Origin of the sequence: Comamonas odontotermitis (assembly GCF_020080045.1) — a bacterium.
Classification (GTDB): domain Bacteria; phylum Pseudomonadota; class Gammaproteobacteria; order Burkholderiales; family Burkholderiaceae_C; genus Comamonas; species Comamonas odontotermitis.
Genome location: NZ_CP083451.1, coordinates 1,398,934 through 1,414,036 on the forward strand (window position 1 = coordinate 1,398,934; position 15,103 = coordinate 1,414,036).

A 15,103-nucleotide genomic window follows, 5' to 3' on the forward strand; every position below is an offset into this window, starting at 1 on the left:
CGCTGCAGGCTCCAAGGTGGAACTGTGGCGACAGACCCGCTTTCCAGGAGACGCGCATGTCCGCCCATGACCAGCCCCAGCATACTGCCGTTGCCAAGACGGTGCTGTCCAACGAACACCCGGTGCCAGATCGCCACGGCGCCAATTTCTACGAGACCGATCCCGAGCTGCAGACACTGCTCAGGCTGTACCTGCCTGCCGATCTGCTCGCGCATCTGCAGCCGCACTTTGCGCGGATGGGAGAGTTGGCAGGTGGCCGGATCGACGAGCTGGCAGGCATTGCCGACAAGAACCCGCCCACGCTCGAATACCGTACCCGCGCGGGCGAAGACAGGCAGCGCATCATCAAGCACCCGGCCTATGAAGAGCTGGAGCGCATTGCGTACGGCCAGTTCGGCCTGCAGGCCATCTCGCACCGCGACGACATGCTGGGCTGGAAGGGCAAGATGCCGCCCATCGTCAAATATGCGCTGACGTATCTGTTCGTGCAATCCGAGTTCGGGCTGTGCTGCCCGCTGTCGATGACCGACTCGCTCACCCGCACCCTCAAGAAGTTCGGTGACCAGGCGCTGGTGGACAAATACCTGCCCCAGCTCCTGTCGCTGGACTGGGACACGCAGGCCCAGGGCGCCATGTTCATGACCGAGCAGGCGGCGGGCTCCGATATCTCGAACACCCAGACCGTTGCCAAGGCGGCTGCCGACGGAAGCTGGCGCCTGATAGGCGACAAGTGGTTCTGCTCCAACCCCGATGCTGCATTTGCCATGGTGCTGGCGCATGTCGATGGTGCGCCTGCCGGCATGAAAGGCATATCGCTCTTCTTGCTGCCGCGCACGCTGGACGACGGCAGCAACAACCACTACCGCATCATCCGCCTCAAGGACAAGATGGGCACCAAATCCATGGCCAGTGGCGAGATCCGCATGGATGGCGCCGTGGCCTATCTGGTGGGTGAGCAGGGCCGGGGCTTTGTGCAGATGGCCGACATGGTCAACAACTCGCGCCTCTCCAATGGCGTGCGTTCGGCAGGAATGATGCGCCGCGCCGTGGCCGAGGCCGAGTTCGTCGCGCGCGAGCGCATCGCCTTCGGCAAGCGCCTCGAAGACATGCCGTTGATGCAGCGCCAGCTCGACAAGCTGCGCGTGCCCGCCGAGCAGGCACGCACCATGGTGTTCCAGACTGCGCGCACATTGATGCGCTCGGACGCGGGTGAAGAAAACGCCTACGCGCTGCTGCGCATTCTCACGCCGATGATCAAGTTCCGCGCCTGCCGCGATGCGCGCAAGGTGACAGGCGACGCCATGGAAGTGCGTGGCGGCTGCGGCTACATCGAAGAGTGGAGCGATCCGCGCCTGGTGCGTGATTCGCACCTGGGCTCGATCTGGGAAGGCACCAGCAACATCGTGGCGCTTGATGTGATCCGCGCCATCAAGCGCGAAGGCTCGCTGCCGGTGCTGCAGGCCTATCTGAAGGATTTGCTCGACCACAGCACGACCACCGCTGGCTACCGCAAGGCGCTGGAAGACGCATTGGGCCGCGCCAGTGCGCTGGCCGAGCGCGCCGCGCAGGAAGGTGGCGATGCGCTGGCCCGCCAGGCCGCCACGGGCCTGTACAACTGCACCACCGCGATTGCCATGGCGTGGGAAGCGGGCAAGACCGGATCAGCCGAGCGCCTGCGCCTGTCGCAACTGGTGCTGCTGCACCGCGTGCTGCCCCGCGATCCGCTGGAGAGCGGCGCCGTGCCTGCCGACTGGCGGTAAGGCGGCGACCGGTTGATATAAGCAGTTTTAGGAAAAAAGTGGTGATGGCACGCACGGGGCGTGCGCCATAAGCTACTTTTTTGATAGTGAATTGGCCTGTGGTGCGGCGCAAAACCGTGCTGCAGGCTGCGAAACAACAAGATGCAAGGAGACAGATGATGAAAAAACGCAGCATGTTGCTGGCCCTCGTGGCCGCAGGTGTGGCCCAGTGGATGGGCGCTTCGGTGGCCAGTGCGGCAGAGAAGTTTCCCGATCGCCCGATCATGTTCACCGTGCCCTTCCCGCCGGGCGGTCCCACGGATGCCATGGCGCGCATTCTGGCCACCGCAATGACGCAGGAGCTGGGCCAGAGCGTGATCGTGGAAAACAAGGCGGGCGCTGGCGGCAACATTGGCGCCGAGTACGTGGCGCGTGCCAAGCCTGACGGCTACACCATCATGTTTGGCACCTCCGGCCCGCTGGCCATCAACCAGAGCCTGTACAAGGCCATCAAGTACGATCCGCGCACCAGCTTTGCGCCCATCATCTACGTGGGCTACCTGCCCAACATCCTGGTGGTCAAGCCCGATCTGCCCGTCAAGAACGTGCAGGAGCTGATTGCTCTCGACAAGGCCCAGCCCGGCAAGCTCAACTTTGCCTCGTCGGGCAACGGCGCTTCGTCGCACCTGGCAGGTGTCATGTTCAACGGCGTTGCCGGCACCCATCTGCAGCACATCCCCTACAAGGGCACGGGCCCTGCGCTCAACGACCTGCTGGCCGGTCAGGTGGACATGACCTTCACCGACATCCTCACCGCCATGCCGTACATCAAGACCGGCAAGGTGAAGGCGCTGGGCGTGGCCACCGCCAAAAAATCCAGCGCCATGCCCGAGATTCCGACCGTGGCCGAGCAGGGCCTCAAAGGCTATGACGTGAGCGTATTCTTTGGCGTGGTAGCGCCCAAGGGAACGCCGCAGGACCGCATCCAGGTGCTGAACCAGGCGTTTTCCAAGGCGCTGGATTCGGACGCTGTGAAGAAGGCATTTGCCGCCCAGGGGCTGGAGGCATCGCCTGACCGTTCGCCAGCCTACCTGGCGGGCTTCATCAAGACCGAAGTGGACAAGTGGAAATCCGTTGTGCAGCAGTCGGGTGTGACGCTGGATTGAACGCACAATCAGGGCCCAACCATCAGCATCCGAGCATGAGCAATACTCCGCAATCCATTCCCAATACCGGCGCGCTCAAGGGCGTGCGCGTGCTGGACCTCTCGCGTATCCTGGGTGGCCCGCTGTGCGGCCAGATCCTGGGCGACCATGGCGCCGATGTGCTCAAGGTCGAGCCGCCGCAGGGCGACGACACCCGCACCTGGGGCCCCCCGTTCCGTGACGGCGTAGCCTCGTACTACTTTGGCCTCAACCGCAACAAGCGCATCCAGTTCATGGACCTGGCAAGCCCCGAGGGGCAGCGGGAGATCAAGGAGCTGATGGCGCAGGCCGACGTGGTGGTGGAAAACTTCAAGGTCGGCACCATGGAGAAATGGGGTATCGGCTACGAGCAGATGCAGCATGTGTTTCCGCACCTGGTGTGGTGCCGTGTGACCGGCTTTGGCGCCGACGGCCCGCTGGGCAGCCTGCCCGGCTACGACGCCGCCATCCAGGCCATGGCAGGCTTGATGAGCATCAATGGCGAGGCCGACCGCGACCCGCTGCGTGTGGGCTTGCCCGTGGTCGACATGGTGACGGGCCTGAACGCCGTCATCGGCGTGCTGCTGGCGCTGCACGAGCGCGCGGCCAGCGGCCAGGGCCAGCTGGTGGATGCATCGCTCTACGACGTAGGCATTTCGCTGCTGCACCCGCATGCGGCCAACTGGTTCATGAACGGCAAGATTCCCGGCCGCTCTGGCAATGCCCACCCCAATATCTACCCGTACGATGTAGTGAGCACCGGCACCTCGCCCATCTTTCTGGCCGTGGGCAACGACCGCCAGTTCCGCCTGATGTGCAAGCACCTTAGCCAGGAAGGGCTGGCGGACGACCCGCGTTACGCCACGGCGGGCCAGCGCTCGGTGCACCGGGCCGAGCTCAAGCCGCTGCTGGAGACGGCTTTTGCCGCGCTGGACGGCGTCAAGCTCGCGGAGGAGCTGATGGACATCGGCGTGCCCGCCGCCCCGGTGCTGAATGTGGAACAGGCCCTGCAGGCTCCGCACACCCAGCACCGCGAGCTGGTCGTCAGAATGGGCGAATACACCGGCCTGGGCGCGCCGGTCAAGCTCAGCCGCACGCCTGCGTCCTACCGCTTTGCGCCGTTGACGGAAGGCAAGGCCTTTCTGGATGCCGCCAACGATGCCTAGGCGGTGATTACCGCGCACCGCATGACGCAAAAGAGGCCGCAAGGCCTCTTTTCCATGGTCGTTCCCTGGGGGCTACGCCATTCAGGGGTCATGCCATTCAATTCAGCAGCCGGATGCCCGTGCGCTGAACAAATGCCTCATAGCTGATCGGTTTGCCTGCGCGGGTGGATTTCTGGTTGGCCTGCAGGTGCACCCAGCGCTCGCCGGTGGCCGGGTCGTACACCATCTTGAACACGGCGTCCGGCACCCAGACCTCGCTATTGCCAATCGTGTGGGGCTGGCGGCTGCTGAACACTGGGCCGGTGATCACGTACACATCGCCTCGGGCGCGGCGGATGTAGCGGCGCGTATCCTGCTCGATCTGCGACCAAGGCTTGCCGTTCTGCGTCGGGTCCTGCGGCACCATATTGGCCAGCGAATAGCTCTGCGCCTTGCCAAAGGTGGTGCTCATATCGCCTGCCGCAGCCATGTGGCCCCGGCTGAAGCCCGAGCGGCGGTAGTCGGAGAGCAGGGCGCGTTCGGATTCGGGAAGGCGAGCTTCCTCATAGAACTTGTCATTGCGCTTCAGATCCTTGGCCTTGTTCAGCATTCGGGCGTTCAGGCGCTGGGCGGTGTAGAGCGGCGTCTTGGTCTGGCCCGAGTGCAGCACCGCAAACTCCTCAAAGCACAGCGCACGCTGCTGGCCATAGCCTTGAATGACCGGGGGCTTGCCGGAGAAGAATTGCGGGCAATCATCAAAACCTGCTGCAAAAGCCGTAGCGGCACAGGAAAGCAGGGCGGGCGCGAGAAGAAAAGAGGGGCGGAAAAACATAAGCGCGCAAGTGTTGCACAACTTGGCGGGCTTGCGGCCAAAAAACCTCGCGCGCTGCGGGCATTGAAAAGGCTATGGGCTTGCAGGCAGTTCCATTAAAAAAGCCCAGAGCTGCTGCGCATGCGTAGGCAATTGCTCGGGGTTGCGGCAAGCCAGCACCAGGTGGCGTGCGGCCCATCCGGCAGCCAGGGGGAGGATGCGCAGTGGCGTCTGTGGCCAGCGCTCAACGCAACGCTGTGCGGCAGCCTGCGGCACCAGTGCCGCGCCCAGGCCCATGGCAGCCCAGTCGCACAGGGCGTCGAGATGCGGCGCTCTGGCACGGTAGCGCAGGCCAACGCCTGCCTGCAGCGCCTGCGTGGCAATCAGCTGCTGCAAGGCATGCTGTGGCAGCAGTCCCAGCAGGGGCAGATCCTTGAGGTGGGACAACTGACTATCTGCCGGCAAGCCTTCGAGCAGTGGCGCAGGGCCCAACAGCACCAGCGGGTCGGCGCGCCAGGTCTGCGTATGCAGTGCGCCGGAGGCGGCTGCGTTGGAGAGCACGCCCAGGTCTGCCTCTCCGTCCAGCAGCGCGCGTGCAATGGTGTCGCTGGTGCATTCGCGCAACTCCAGTCGCAGCAGCGGGTTGGCCTGCATGAAGGCACCCAGCGGTGCAATCAGGTGTTCGCTGATGGCCGAGGTGTTGGCCAGCAGTTCGATGCGTGTACCCAGCCCTTGGCCAAAAGCCTGCATGTCGCCCGCCATCTGCTCCATCTGCAGCAGCATGCGGCGTGCGTGGGGCAAGAGCACGGCCCCAGCCTCGGTGGGCAACACGCCGCGCTTGCTGCGCGAGAGCAGGGCCATGCCCAGCACGGCTTCCATGCCACGGATGCGCTCGCTGGCTGAAGCCAGGGTGATGTGGCTGCGCTCGGCGCCCTGGGTGATGGTGCCTGATTCCACCGTGTGCACAAAAAGGCGCAGGTCCTGCAGATCAAAACGCATGGCGGGCAAAGCGTGAAAGGGAGGTTGGATGCATCAGTCCATGGTAGCGGACGGGTAATGTTCTGAATATGGATTTTCCATAGTAATAATCAGAAATATCCAGTTTGTCTAAAGAAAATATCTGATTCAGAATTTTATCTATGGAAAAAACTGAAATGAATGGGTGCCTGCATGGCTTGCCGCTGCTCCCTCCGGTCGCAGATGCGGGCTGTGTTGCCATGGCTGCTGCAAACACGCAGGCCTATGGAGGTGGCGCATGACGGATCCGGGTTGGTGGCTGGGTGTTGCAGCCGTCTTTGTAATCGCAGGCATGGTCAAAGGAGTGGTGGGCCTGGGCTTGCCCACGGTGTCGATGGCGCTGCTGGCGCTGTGGCTGACCCCGGCAACGGCTGCGGCCTGGCTGGTGTTGCCCTCGATGGTGACGAATATGTGGCAAATGCGCCCCTGGCCCCAGTTGCGCGTATTGGCACGGCAGCTGTGGCCCATGCAATTGGGCGTGGTGATTGGTACCTTGGGCGCGGCCTGGCAGTTTGGCGCCTTGCAACTGGCCAGCAGCCAACGCTGGTTGGGCGCGGCGCTGGTGTTGTATGCGCTATGGGGTTTGTGGGGCAGGCCCTTGGTGGTTCCGGCTTCTGCTGGTGGCAGGCAGCAGTCGCTGGCGCATAGCATGTTGGGCGCGCTGGTGGGTGCGGCCACAGGTGTGGTGACGGCATTGACCGGCGTGTTCGTCATCCCCGCCGTGCCCTATCTGCAGAGCCTGGGCTTGGGCAAGGATGCCCTGATCCAGGCCATGGGCTTGAGTTTTTCGGTATCGACCATCGCACTGGCCATCAGCCTGCAGCAGCATGGCGGCGTGGCCATGGCCGAATGGGCATGGTCTGCACTGTGGCTGCTGCCCGCACTGGCAGGCATGTGGTGTGGCGAACGGCTGCGCGGGCGACTGTCGCCCCAGGTCTTCAAGCGCTGCCTGTTTGCGAGCCTGTTGTTGCTGGGGACCTATATGGTAGTTCGCTGAAAAAGTGCGCTGAAAACAAAAGCAGCCGAAGCTGCTTTTGTTTTTTGCTGCTGGCGATCAGCACATGTGCGGAGTTTGCCGTGCGCTCAGTCCTTGGGTCGGAAGCCGATGACGAGGTTGCTCGGCACTGTGCCATCCACATCCTTGGGCAGCGTCTCGGTCTTGTGCATGGCGCGTACCACGGCGTCGTCCCAAGCCTTGTTGCCGCTGGATTTGACCACGCGCACGCCGACGATGGTGCCGTCGGGTGCGGCACGTACTTCCAGCTCAGCCCGCGGATTGCCCTGGATATCGTCCGGGAAGGCGATATTGGGGCGCACCTTGGCTGCCACACGGCCACCATAGCCGCCGGATGGGCCACCTGCGCCCTTGGCAGTGCCACTCGGCGAGCCGCCCTTGGAGGCGCCGGATGCACCATCGGCCCCCGCCAAGCCCTGCATGCGGGCCAGGTTGGCGGCGCGCTGGGCTTCGGCGGCCTTGGCATCGGCTGCTGCCTTGGCTTTGGCCTTGGCGTCGGCTTCTGCCTTGGCCTTGGCATCGGCCTTGGCTTTTTCGGCCTTCTCGCGCTCGGCTTGTTCCTTCTGGGCTTTTTCCTTGGCGTCCTTTTCCTTTTGCAGGCGATCTTTCTTCTCCTGCTCCAGGCGATCCTTCTTGTCCTGCTCGGCCTGCTTCTTGCGATCGGCTTCCTTGCGTTCGGCCTCGGCTTTCTGCGCCTTTTCCCTGGCTTCTTTCTTCTCTTGCTCGATGCGGTCCTTCTTGTCCTGCTCGGCTTGCTTCTTGCGCTCGGCTTCCTTGCGTTCGGCCAGTTCGCGCTCCTTCTGTTCCTTTTGCTCGCGCAGCTTCTTTTCCTGCTCCTTTTTCTTGCGCAGGGCAATCTCGGCTTCGTGGTCGTCGTCATCCTCCTGTGCAGCAACAGGCTTGGGCGGCGGCGTCACCACGGGTTTGGGCGCGGGAGCAGGTGGTGGGGGAGGCGGTGGCGGCGGTTCAGGCACCGGCTGGGGAGCGGGCGGGGGCGTGACCGGGGCAGGCGCGGCCTGCTCATTGGTGGGGGCCCACAGCTCGGCCTCGACAGCGGGCTGGTCGCTGTCTCGCGGGTTGCGCACCGTCCACAACAGTGCAATCACCACCAGCAAATGCGCAACCGCTGCCAGGGACCAGGATTTGGTCCGCGACGGTGGCTTGGGTGGTGCGAACTGGTCGCGTTCTTGGCGAGGGGACATGGAGGCTTTTCGTCTTTTGCTTACTTGCTGGCGCCGCCTGCAACCTGCAGGGCAATGCGCTGCACATTGGCACGCTGCAGGGCGCCCATGGCATCCATCACCTTCTGGTAGCTCAGGTCCTTGTCGGCCACCAGCAGTACGGCACTGTCATCGGGCTGTTCGGTCTGCCAGGCCTTGGCGGCATCGCCCAGCTCCTTCACCGTGAGGGCTTTGGTGGCCTTGCCGGTTTTCAACTGGATGGTGCCGTCCTTTTCGAGCAGCACATGGGCGATGTTCTTGGTCGGCGGGCGTTCGCTCTTGCCTGCCTTGGGTACATTGATGGCGCCGGGCGTGAGCATGGGTGCCGTCACCATGAAGATGATGAGCAGCACCAGCATCACGTCGATGAACGGAACCATGTTGATTTCGTTCACGGTGCGGCGGTTGCGTTTTCCGCGAGAGGCTACGGCCGGCATGGCAGTTTCCTTTGAATCTTGTTAATGCGCCGCGTGCAGCGGCTGGGCGCCCAGGTTGCGCTGCAGAATGTTGGAGAACTCTTCGATGAAGGTTTCCTGCTGGCTGGCGATGCGGTCGATGCCGCTGGAGAAGCGGTTGTAGGCCGTGACGGCCGGAATGGCGGCGAACAGGCCCATGGCGGTGGCTACCAGCGCTTCGGCAATGCCGGGGGCCACGGTGGCCAGTGTGATCTGTTCCATGTTGGCAAAGCCGGTGAAGGCATGCATCACGCCCCACACGGTGCCGAACAGGCCGACGTAGGGCGAGACCGAGCCGATGGTGCCCAGCAGCGACAGGCCCGATTCGATCTCGTCCATCTCGCGCTGGAAGCTGGCGCGCATGGCGCGGCGGGTGCCGTCCAGCAGGGTGTCGGGGTTGGTGATGTGGCGCTCGCGCAGCTTCTGGTATTCGCGCATGCCACTGGCAAAAATGCGTTCCATGGGGCCGCAGGTTTTGACGTTGTGGATGGCGTTCTGGTAGAGCTCGTTCAGGCTCGATCCAGACCAGAAATCGGTCTCGAAGGCTTCATTCTTGTTCTTGATCGATTTGAGCATGCCCACCTTGCGCAAGATGGTGGCCCAGCAGGCGACCGAGGCGCCGACCAGGATCAGCATCACGAGTTGCACTACCCAGCTGGCGTGCAAGACCAGACTGGCAATGGACATTTCTTGGGGGTTCATGAGATGGTTTGAATCAGGGTTGGAGGAATTCTTGCGGGCCGCATGCTGGCAGCATCGACCCAGCCGATACGGATTGTGCCTTCACACAGCAGCACAGGTGTATCCGTTGGTTGCTTCGGTTTTAAGAGCACCTGCTGCGCTATGGTCATGGACGCGCGGCCTGCGGATTGGAGTTGCGCGGTGACGACGAGTTCATCGTCGAGCCGTGCAGGTTGTAAATATTTGATATTGGCCTCGCTCACCACAAACATGCCGCCTACCTCGTCGCGCAGGCGCTGCTGCTCGATGCCCAGCGAGCGCAGCCATTCGGTGCGGCCGCGCTCCATGAACTTGAGGTAGTTGGCGTAGAACACGATGCCGCCGGCATCGGTGTCTTCCCAGTAGATCCGGATGCTGTGTGTGAAGGGCAGGGCACTGGAGGTCATTGCATAGCGCCTCAGGCCAGGAGCTTGCGCAGGCGGGCGATGGCCTCCTGCAGCTGTTCCATCGAGTTGGCAGTGGAAAAGCGCACAAAGCGGCCCGTGTCCACGGTGCCGAAATCGCGCCCCGGCGTGATGGCCAGGTGGGCCCGCTCCATTACGGCATAGGCAAAGTCCCAGCTGCAATCCTTGCCGGGTGCGATGCCCAGCTTCTGCGCCGCCTGCGTGCAATCGGCCCAGGCGTAGAAAGCGCCATCGGGCGCCACCGGCACGGGCAGGCCGAGCGCTTCGAGCGCGGGGATGAAGTAGTCGCGGCGCGCCTTGAATTCGGCGCGGCGGCGTTCATACTCGGCAATGCTCTCGGGGGCAAAGCAGGCAAGCGCCGCATGTTGGCTGATGGTGCTGGCACAGATGAAGAGGTTCTGCGCCAGGCGCTCGATGGCGGGCGCCAGCGTCTCGGGCACCACGGCCCAGCCCAGTCGCCAGCCGGTCATGTTGAAGTACTTGCTGAAGCTGTTGATCGAGATGATGTCTTCGCCCAGGGCAAGCGCCGTCTGGCCGTAGGCGTCGTCATGCGACAGGCCCAGGTAGATTTCGTCGATGATGGTGAAACCATCCCGCGCCTTGACCACGTCGTGGATCTTGCGCAGCTCGGCGGGTGCAATGGAGCTGCCGGTCGGATTGCTGGGCGATGCCAGCAATACGCCACGTGTCCGGTCGCCCCAGGCGGCGCTCACCTTGTCGGCGCTCAGCTGAAAACGCTCTTCGGCCGTGGTGGGCAGCAGCACGGCATTGCCTTCCGCTGCGCTCACAAAGTGGCGATTGCAGGGGTAGCTCGGATCGGGCATCAGAATCTCGTCGCCCGCATTGATGAGCGCCAGGCACACCAGCTGCAGCGCGGCCGATGCGCCTGCGGTGATCACGATGCGGCGGGCCGGAATATCGACGCCAAAGCGCTGCGCGTACCAGGCTGACAGCGCCTCGCGCAGCGGTGCAATGCCCAGCGCAGGCGTGTACTGCGTCATGCCGCCCTCGATGGCCTGGCTGGCGGCTTTCTGCACCAGAGGTGGCGCGGTGAAATCGGGCTCGCCAATGTTCAGGAAGATCATGGGATCGGCCGTGCCCGCCACCTTGGCCGCCAGTGCCTGGGCGGCCTTGGCCACTTCCATCACATAGAACGGTTCAATGCGGTCGGCACGGTTGGCAATCTTCATGGTCTCTGCAATCAAGGGTGAAACAGGTGCTGGCGCTTGCTGTTGATACGCAATGCGCTATCAAAAGTATAACTGTACGGTAGATAAGCGCAAAAGCCAGAACCGATGCCGGCAGCCTGTGCGGGCATCGGTTGTCTGGGGATCAGGCCGCCGTGTTGCGGTCGGCTGCCACTTCGGCAGCGCGCAGGGCGGGTGCCAGGGCATTGAGCACGGCGTTTACATACTTGTAGCCATCGGTGCCGCCAAATTCCTTGGCCAGTTCGATGCTTTCGTTGATGACCACACGCCAGGGCACATCCAGGCAGTGCTGGAACTCGTACACACCGATCCACATGCAGGCGTGCTCGATGGGCGAGATCTCGGCCATCGGGCGGTCGAGGTGCGGCACGATCTGGGTGTTGAGCGCTTCGGCATTCTCGATGCAGCCGTGCAGCAGGGCGTCGTAGTGCGCGGCGTCGGCTTTGTGAAAGCCTGCGAGGTCGCGCGTGAAGCTGTCGATGCTGCTGGCGCTGTTGCCGCTGACCAGATGCTGGTAGAGCGCCTGCAGCGCAAACTCGCGCGAGCGGCTGCGGGTGGACTTGGAGGCGGCCTTGCGCGCGCCGGTCGAGGTCAGGCCCTTGCGGGATTGGCGCGGCGGGCGCTTGTCGGGAGAGGATTCGCTCTGGTCGTGGTTGTTCATAGTGTTTCCAGCAGGTTGGCCATTTCGACGGCGACGATTGCGGCATCGCGCCCTTTTTCCGTCTGGCGTGCAATGGCTTGCGCTTCGTTTTCGGTGGTGATGATGGCGTTGGCGATCGGAATCTGGAAGTCCAGCGCCACGCGCGTGACGCCAGCACCCGATTCGTTGGCCACCAGCTCAAAATGGTAGGTTTCGCCTCGGATGATGCAGCCCAGGGCGATCAGGGCGTCGAAATCTTCCGATTCGGCCATGGCCTGCAGGGCGACGGGCACTTCGAGCGCGCCGGGCACGAGGACGTGGCGGATGTTGTCTGCCTGCACGCCCATGGCTGCCAGCTCCTGGAGGCAGGCGTCTGCGAGGCTGTTGGTGATGCTTTCATTGAAGCGCGCCTGCACGATGCCGATGGACAGCTTGCTGCCGTCGAGGTTGATGGCCTTGCCTTTTTCTGCTCCAAACATGGCTTATTCCTTGCTGATGTATCCGGTGATTTCGAGTCCGTAGCCTGCCATGCTGGGCAGGCGGCGGGGGGCGCCCATCAGGCGCATTTTCTGTACGCCGCAGTCACGCAGGATCTGCGCGCCGATGCCGTAGGTGCGCAGGTCCATGCGGCCACGCTCGGGCGCCTGTGCGGCGCGGGCCTTGCCGTCGAACTGCTGCACCAGCTGGCTGGCGCTTTCATTGCAGTTGAGCAGCACGGCCACGCCGCTGTCCTGCCCGCCCAGGTAGGCGAGGCTGGCGTCCAGCGTCCAGCTGTGCATGGAGCGGTTGGTTTCCAGCAGGTCCATTACCGACAGGGGCTCATGCACGCGCACGGGCACGTCGGTCTCGGCCTTCACTTCGCCCTTGACGAGGGCGATGTGCACGGCATGGCTGGCGCGGTCTTCATACAGGTGGGCGGTGAATTCGCCGTGCGCGGTCTGCAGGCTGCGGCTGCTGATGCGTTCGACCAGGCTTTCGTTGCGGCTGCGGTATTCGATCAGGTCAGCAATGGTGCCGATCTTGATGCCGTGTTCGGCGCAGAACAGCTGCAGATCGGGCAGGCGGGCCATGGTGCCGTCGTCCTTCATCACCTCGCAGATGACAGCAGAAGGCGAGCAGCCAGCCATGCGTGCCAGATCGCAGCCCGCTTCGGTATGGCCTGCACGCATGAGCACGCCGCCATCGACGGCCTGCAGCGGAAAGATGTGGCCGGGCTGCACCAGATCGCTGGCCTTGGCATGGGGCGCCACGGCGGCCTGCACGGTGCGGGCGCGGTCTGCGGCCGAGATGCCGGTGGTGACGCCCTCGGCAGCTTCGATGGAGACGGTAAAGGCGGTGGAGAGCGGGGCGCCGTTGCGCGCCGTCATCTGGCGCAGCTCCAGGCGCTCGCAGCGCTCGCGGGTCAGGGTCAGGCAGATCAGGCCTCGGCCCCACTTGGCCATGAAGTTGATGGCCTCGGGCGTGACATGGTCCGAAGCCAGCACCAGATCGCCTTCGTTCTCGCGGTCTTCTTCATCGACCAGGATGACCATGCGCCCAGCGCGCATTTCGGCAACGATTTCCTCCACCGGAGAGATCGGTGCAGGGGACAAGGGGCTGCTCATGGATTGCCTTTAAAGAACATAGGTGGCGGGTTGCCGTTACGTCGCCTGGCAGGCGCTGGTGGCACCGGGCAGGCAGTAAAAACCCCAATTTTAGACCAGGCACATGGCGCTCGCGGGGGGAGGCGTCCATATTTGAGAGCGAGAGAGGGCTACGCACTGCGCAGGGCCCGCTTGCTCGGCGTGGATGATCAATATTCGCCGCGCAGCAGTACCACATTGCCATCGGGGTAGGCGACGCAAGGCAGGATGCAGCCTGCCTCCTTGTCTTCGGGGCTCAGGCCCGGCCATTCAATTTCGTAGTGCACGCTGCCTGATTTGAGGCGGCCCACGCAGGTGCGGCAGGTGCCGTTGCGGCAGCTGCTGGGCCAGTCGACGCCGCCTTCTTCCAGCGATTGCAGCAGCGGCGTGTCGGCCCAGGCGTCCACCTGGATGTCTTCGTTATCGATTTGGGCGTTGTAAAGCTCTGGAGTGATCGGCATGGGGAATCAATGCACGGGCGGTAGCCGGGTGCGGGTAACAAATCAAATGAAAAAAGCATAGCGCCTTGCGCTTGCCTGGTATAAGCAAACGGCCAAAACGATAGTTGGGCCATGTTTTGCTGAAATTGCGGGCAATGTAACACGTGTGTAATAAAAACATGGGCTTAGCGGTTGAAATGGCCGGGATCGGCCACTTATCCACATGGTTGTTCAGCAAATTTCGGGATAACCCTAGGAATCCTCTGCAAAACTCCCTGCCGTGGTCTGAACGCGGTCTTAGGCGATCCGCGTCCATCCCATCTGGCGAGGGTGTTGCAGAGGATTCCTGGGAGTACAGCCCTGTCGCCCAAGCGGCGCAAATGGTGGTGCGGCTGGCTTACAGTGCCTCTGCATCACGGCTTTCGCGCTTGGGCGGAGGCAGTCAAACAATACTGGGGTGCCTGCGTGCACTCCGCAGCCAAAAAAGGTGCAGCTATGGGATTGGACTTCAGCGAACGGGTGGCGATTGTGACGGGCGCAGGCGGCGGTTTGGGCCGCGAGCACGCGCTGGCCCTGGCGCGGCGCGGCGCCAAGGTGGTGGTCAATGATCCCGGTGGCGCGGTCGATGGCCGCGGCAACTCGTCGGCAGCCGAAAAGGTGGTGCAGGAGATCGAGGCGGCAGGCGGCATTGCCATGGCCAACCATGCATCGGTCACCGATTTTGCGGCTGTCGAAGCCATGGTGGCCCAGGTGATGGAGCGCTGGGGCCAGATCGACGTGCTGGTCAACAACGCAGGCATTCTGCGCGACAAGAGCTTTGCCAAGATGGAGCTGGACGATTTTCGCCAGGTGCTCGATGTGCATCTGATGGGCAGCGTGCACTGCTGCAAGGCCGTGTGGCCCCATATGCAGGCGGCCGGGTACGGGCGCATTGTGCTCACCACCTCGTCATCGGGCCTGTTCGGCAATTTTGGGCAGAGCAACTACGGCGCTGCCAAGATGGCCCTGGTGGGCCTGATGCAGACCCTGGCGCTCGAAGGCGCCAAGTACCACATCCATGTCAATGCACTGGCGCCCACGGCGGCCACCCGCATGACCGAGGGCCTGATGGCGCCCGAGGTGCTGCGCGCGCTGCGTCCCGAGCTGGTGTGCCCTGCCATGCTGGTGCTGGCGCACGAGAGCGCACCCACCCGCACCATTCTGTGCGCAGGCGCAGGCAGCTTCGAGGCGTCGCACATCACCATGACGCGCGGCGTCCACATCAGCACCGAATGCGTGCCGCTGGCCGATATGGATACACGCCTGGCCGAGCAGTTGCCCCAGGTGCTGGATCGCCAGGGCGACGCCGTGCCCGACAACGGCTTTGTGCAGGCCGACATGGAAATGCGCAAGGCCCTGCAAAAGCTGCATTGAGCAGGCCACGTGCATTGGCGTGCAGTTGGAGTTGAAAAAACAATAGCTG

Annotated in this window: 17 protein-coding genes; 5 read left to right on the forward strand and 12 right to left on the reverse strand. The window is 63.4% G+C overall.

The annotated features are described in order from the left end of the window. The first annotated feature begins 56 nt into the window (after positions 1-56). The 3 genes from LAD35_RS06440 to LAD35_RS06450 all read left to right on the forward strand — a co-directional run bounded on the left by LAD35_RS06440 (position 57) and on the right by LAD35_RS06450 (position 4,089). On the forward strand, positions 57-1,760 hold the full coding sequence (locus LAD35_RS06440; protein WP_224151880.1) for an acyl-CoA dehydrogenase family protein: 1,704 nt from the start codon (positions 57-59) through the stop codon (positions 1,758-1,760). 173 nt (positions 1,761-1,933) lie between these two features. Then, positions 1,934-2,905 (forward strand): Bug family tripartite tricarboxylate transporter substrate binding protein, encoded by a 972-nt coding sequence (locus tag LAD35_RS06445; protein WP_377780036.1) that lies wholly within the window; start codon positions 1,934-1,936, stop codon positions 2,903-2,905. Positions 2,906-2,940: 35 nt separating this feature from the next. Continuing rightward, positions 2,941-4,089 (forward strand): CaiB/BaiF CoA transferase family protein, encoded by a 1,149-nt coding sequence (locus LAD35_RS06450; RefSeq protein WP_224151881.1) that lies wholly within the window; start codon positions 2,941-2,943, stop codon positions 4,087-4,089. A gap of 97 nt (positions 4,090-4,186) precedes the next feature. Here LAD35_RS06450 and LAD35_RS06455 read toward each other — a convergent pair whose 3' ends face one another. The 3 genes from LAD35_RS06455 to LAD35_RS06465 all read right to left on the reverse strand — a co-directional run bounded on the left by LAD35_RS06455 (position 4,187) and on the right by LAD35_RS06465 (position 6,098). After that, complete coding sequence (locus tag LAD35_RS06455; RefSeq protein ID WP_317986732.1) at positions 4,187-4,900, reverse strand: DNA/RNA non-specific endonuclease; 714 nt, start codon at positions 4,898-4,900, stop codon at positions 4,187-4,189. Between the two features lie 72 nt (positions 4,901-4,972). Further along, entirely contained in the window at positions 4,973-5,878 is a 906-nt protein-coding gene (locus LAD35_RS06460) for a LysR family transcriptional regulator (protein ID WP_224151882.1), read from the reverse strand. Then, positions 5,868-6,098 carry a hypothetical protein gene (locus LAD35_RS06465; protein WP_224151883.1) on the reverse strand — a complete coding sequence of 77 codons (231 nt, stop codon included), beginning with the start codon at positions 6,096-6,098 and terminating at the stop codon, positions 5,868-5,870. Before LAD35_RS06465 ends, LAD35_RS06460 begins: the two co-directional genes overlap by 11 nt. 36 nt (positions 6,099-6,134) lie before the next feature. Between LAD35_RS06465 and LAD35_RS06470 the strand changes: the two genes are divergently transcribed. Further along, on the forward strand, positions 6,135-6,893 hold the full coding sequence (locus LAD35_RS06470) for a sulfite exporter TauE/SafE family protein (RefSeq protein WP_224151884.1): 759 nt from the start codon (positions 6,135-6,137) through the stop codon (positions 6,891-6,893). A gap of 86 nt (positions 6,894-6,979) precedes the next feature. On the opposite strand, the gene tolA is transcribed toward LAD35_RS06470, so the two are convergent. The 9 genes from tolA to LAD35_RS06515 form a co-directional block, all read right to left on the reverse strand. Beyond that, on the reverse strand, positions 6,980-8,113 hold the full coding sequence (tolA, locus tag LAD35_RS06475) for a cell envelope integrity protein TolA (protein WP_224151885.1): 1,134 nt from the start codon (positions 8,111-8,113) through the stop codon (positions 6,980-6,982). Positions 8,114-8,133: 20 nt separating this feature from the next. Further along, the gene (locus LAD35_RS06480) at positions 8,134-8,568 is read right to left on the reverse strand and encodes a biopolymer transporter ExbD (protein ID WP_224151886.1); all 435 of its coding nucleotides are present in this window, start codon (positions 8,566-8,568) and stop codon (positions 8,134-8,136) included. 21 nt (positions 8,569-8,589) lie between these two features. After that, on the reverse strand, positions 8,590-9,288 hold the full coding sequence (gene tolQ, locus LAD35_RS06485) for a protein TolQ (RefSeq protein WP_224151887.1): 699 nt from the start codon (positions 9,286-9,288) through the stop codon (positions 8,590-8,592). Beyond that, a complete protein-coding gene (ybgC, locus tag LAD35_RS06490; RefSeq protein ID WP_224151888.1) occupies positions 9,285-9,713 on the reverse strand; it encodes a tol-pal system-associated acyl-CoA thioesterase in 429 nt (142 codons plus the stop codon). Before ybgC ends, tolQ begins: the two co-directional genes overlap by 4 nt. Before the next feature lie 11 nt (positions 9,714-9,724). Further along, the gene (locus LAD35_RS06495; RefSeq protein ID WP_224151889.1) at positions 9,725-10,921 is read right to left on the reverse strand and encodes a pyridoxal phosphate-dependent aminotransferase; all 1,197 of its coding nucleotides are present in this window, start codon (positions 10,919-10,921) and stop codon (positions 9,725-9,727) included. 142 nt (positions 10,922-11,063) lie between these two features. Continuing rightward, on the reverse strand, positions 11,064-11,600 hold the full coding sequence (gene nusB / locus LAD35_RS06500) for a transcription antitermination factor NusB (protein ID WP_224151890.1): 537 nt from the start codon (positions 11,598-11,600) through the stop codon (positions 11,064-11,066). Next, complete coding sequence (gene ribH, locus LAD35_RS06505; RefSeq protein WP_224151891.1) at positions 11,597-12,058, reverse strand: 6,7-dimethyl-8-ribityllumazine synthase; 462 nt, start codon at positions 12,056-12,058, stop codon at positions 11,597-11,599. Before ribH ends, nusB begins: the two co-directional genes overlap by 4 nt. Before the next feature lie 3 nt (positions 12,059-12,061). After that, positions 12,062-13,183: a bifunctional 3,4-dihydroxy-2-butanone-4-phosphate synthase/GTP cyclohydrolase II gene (gene ribBA, locus LAD35_RS06510; RefSeq protein WP_224151892.1), complete on the reverse strand. Its 1,122-nt coding sequence runs from the start codon at positions 13,181-13,183 to the stop codon at positions 12,062-12,064. A gap of 188 nt (positions 13,184-13,371) precedes the next feature. Then, positions 13,372-13,662: a 2Fe-2S iron-sulfur cluster-binding protein gene (locus LAD35_RS06515; protein WP_184707258.1), complete on the reverse strand. Its 291-nt coding sequence runs from the start codon at positions 13,660-13,662 to the stop codon at positions 13,372-13,374. A gap of 474 nt (positions 13,663-14,136) precedes the next feature. Between LAD35_RS06515 and LAD35_RS06520 the strand changes: the two genes are divergently transcribed. Next, entirely contained in the window at positions 14,137-15,054 is a 918-nt protein-coding gene (locus tag LAD35_RS06520; protein WP_224151893.1) for an SDR family NAD(P)-dependent oxidoreductase, read from the forward strand. Positions 15,055-15,103 lie beyond the last annotated feature (49 nt).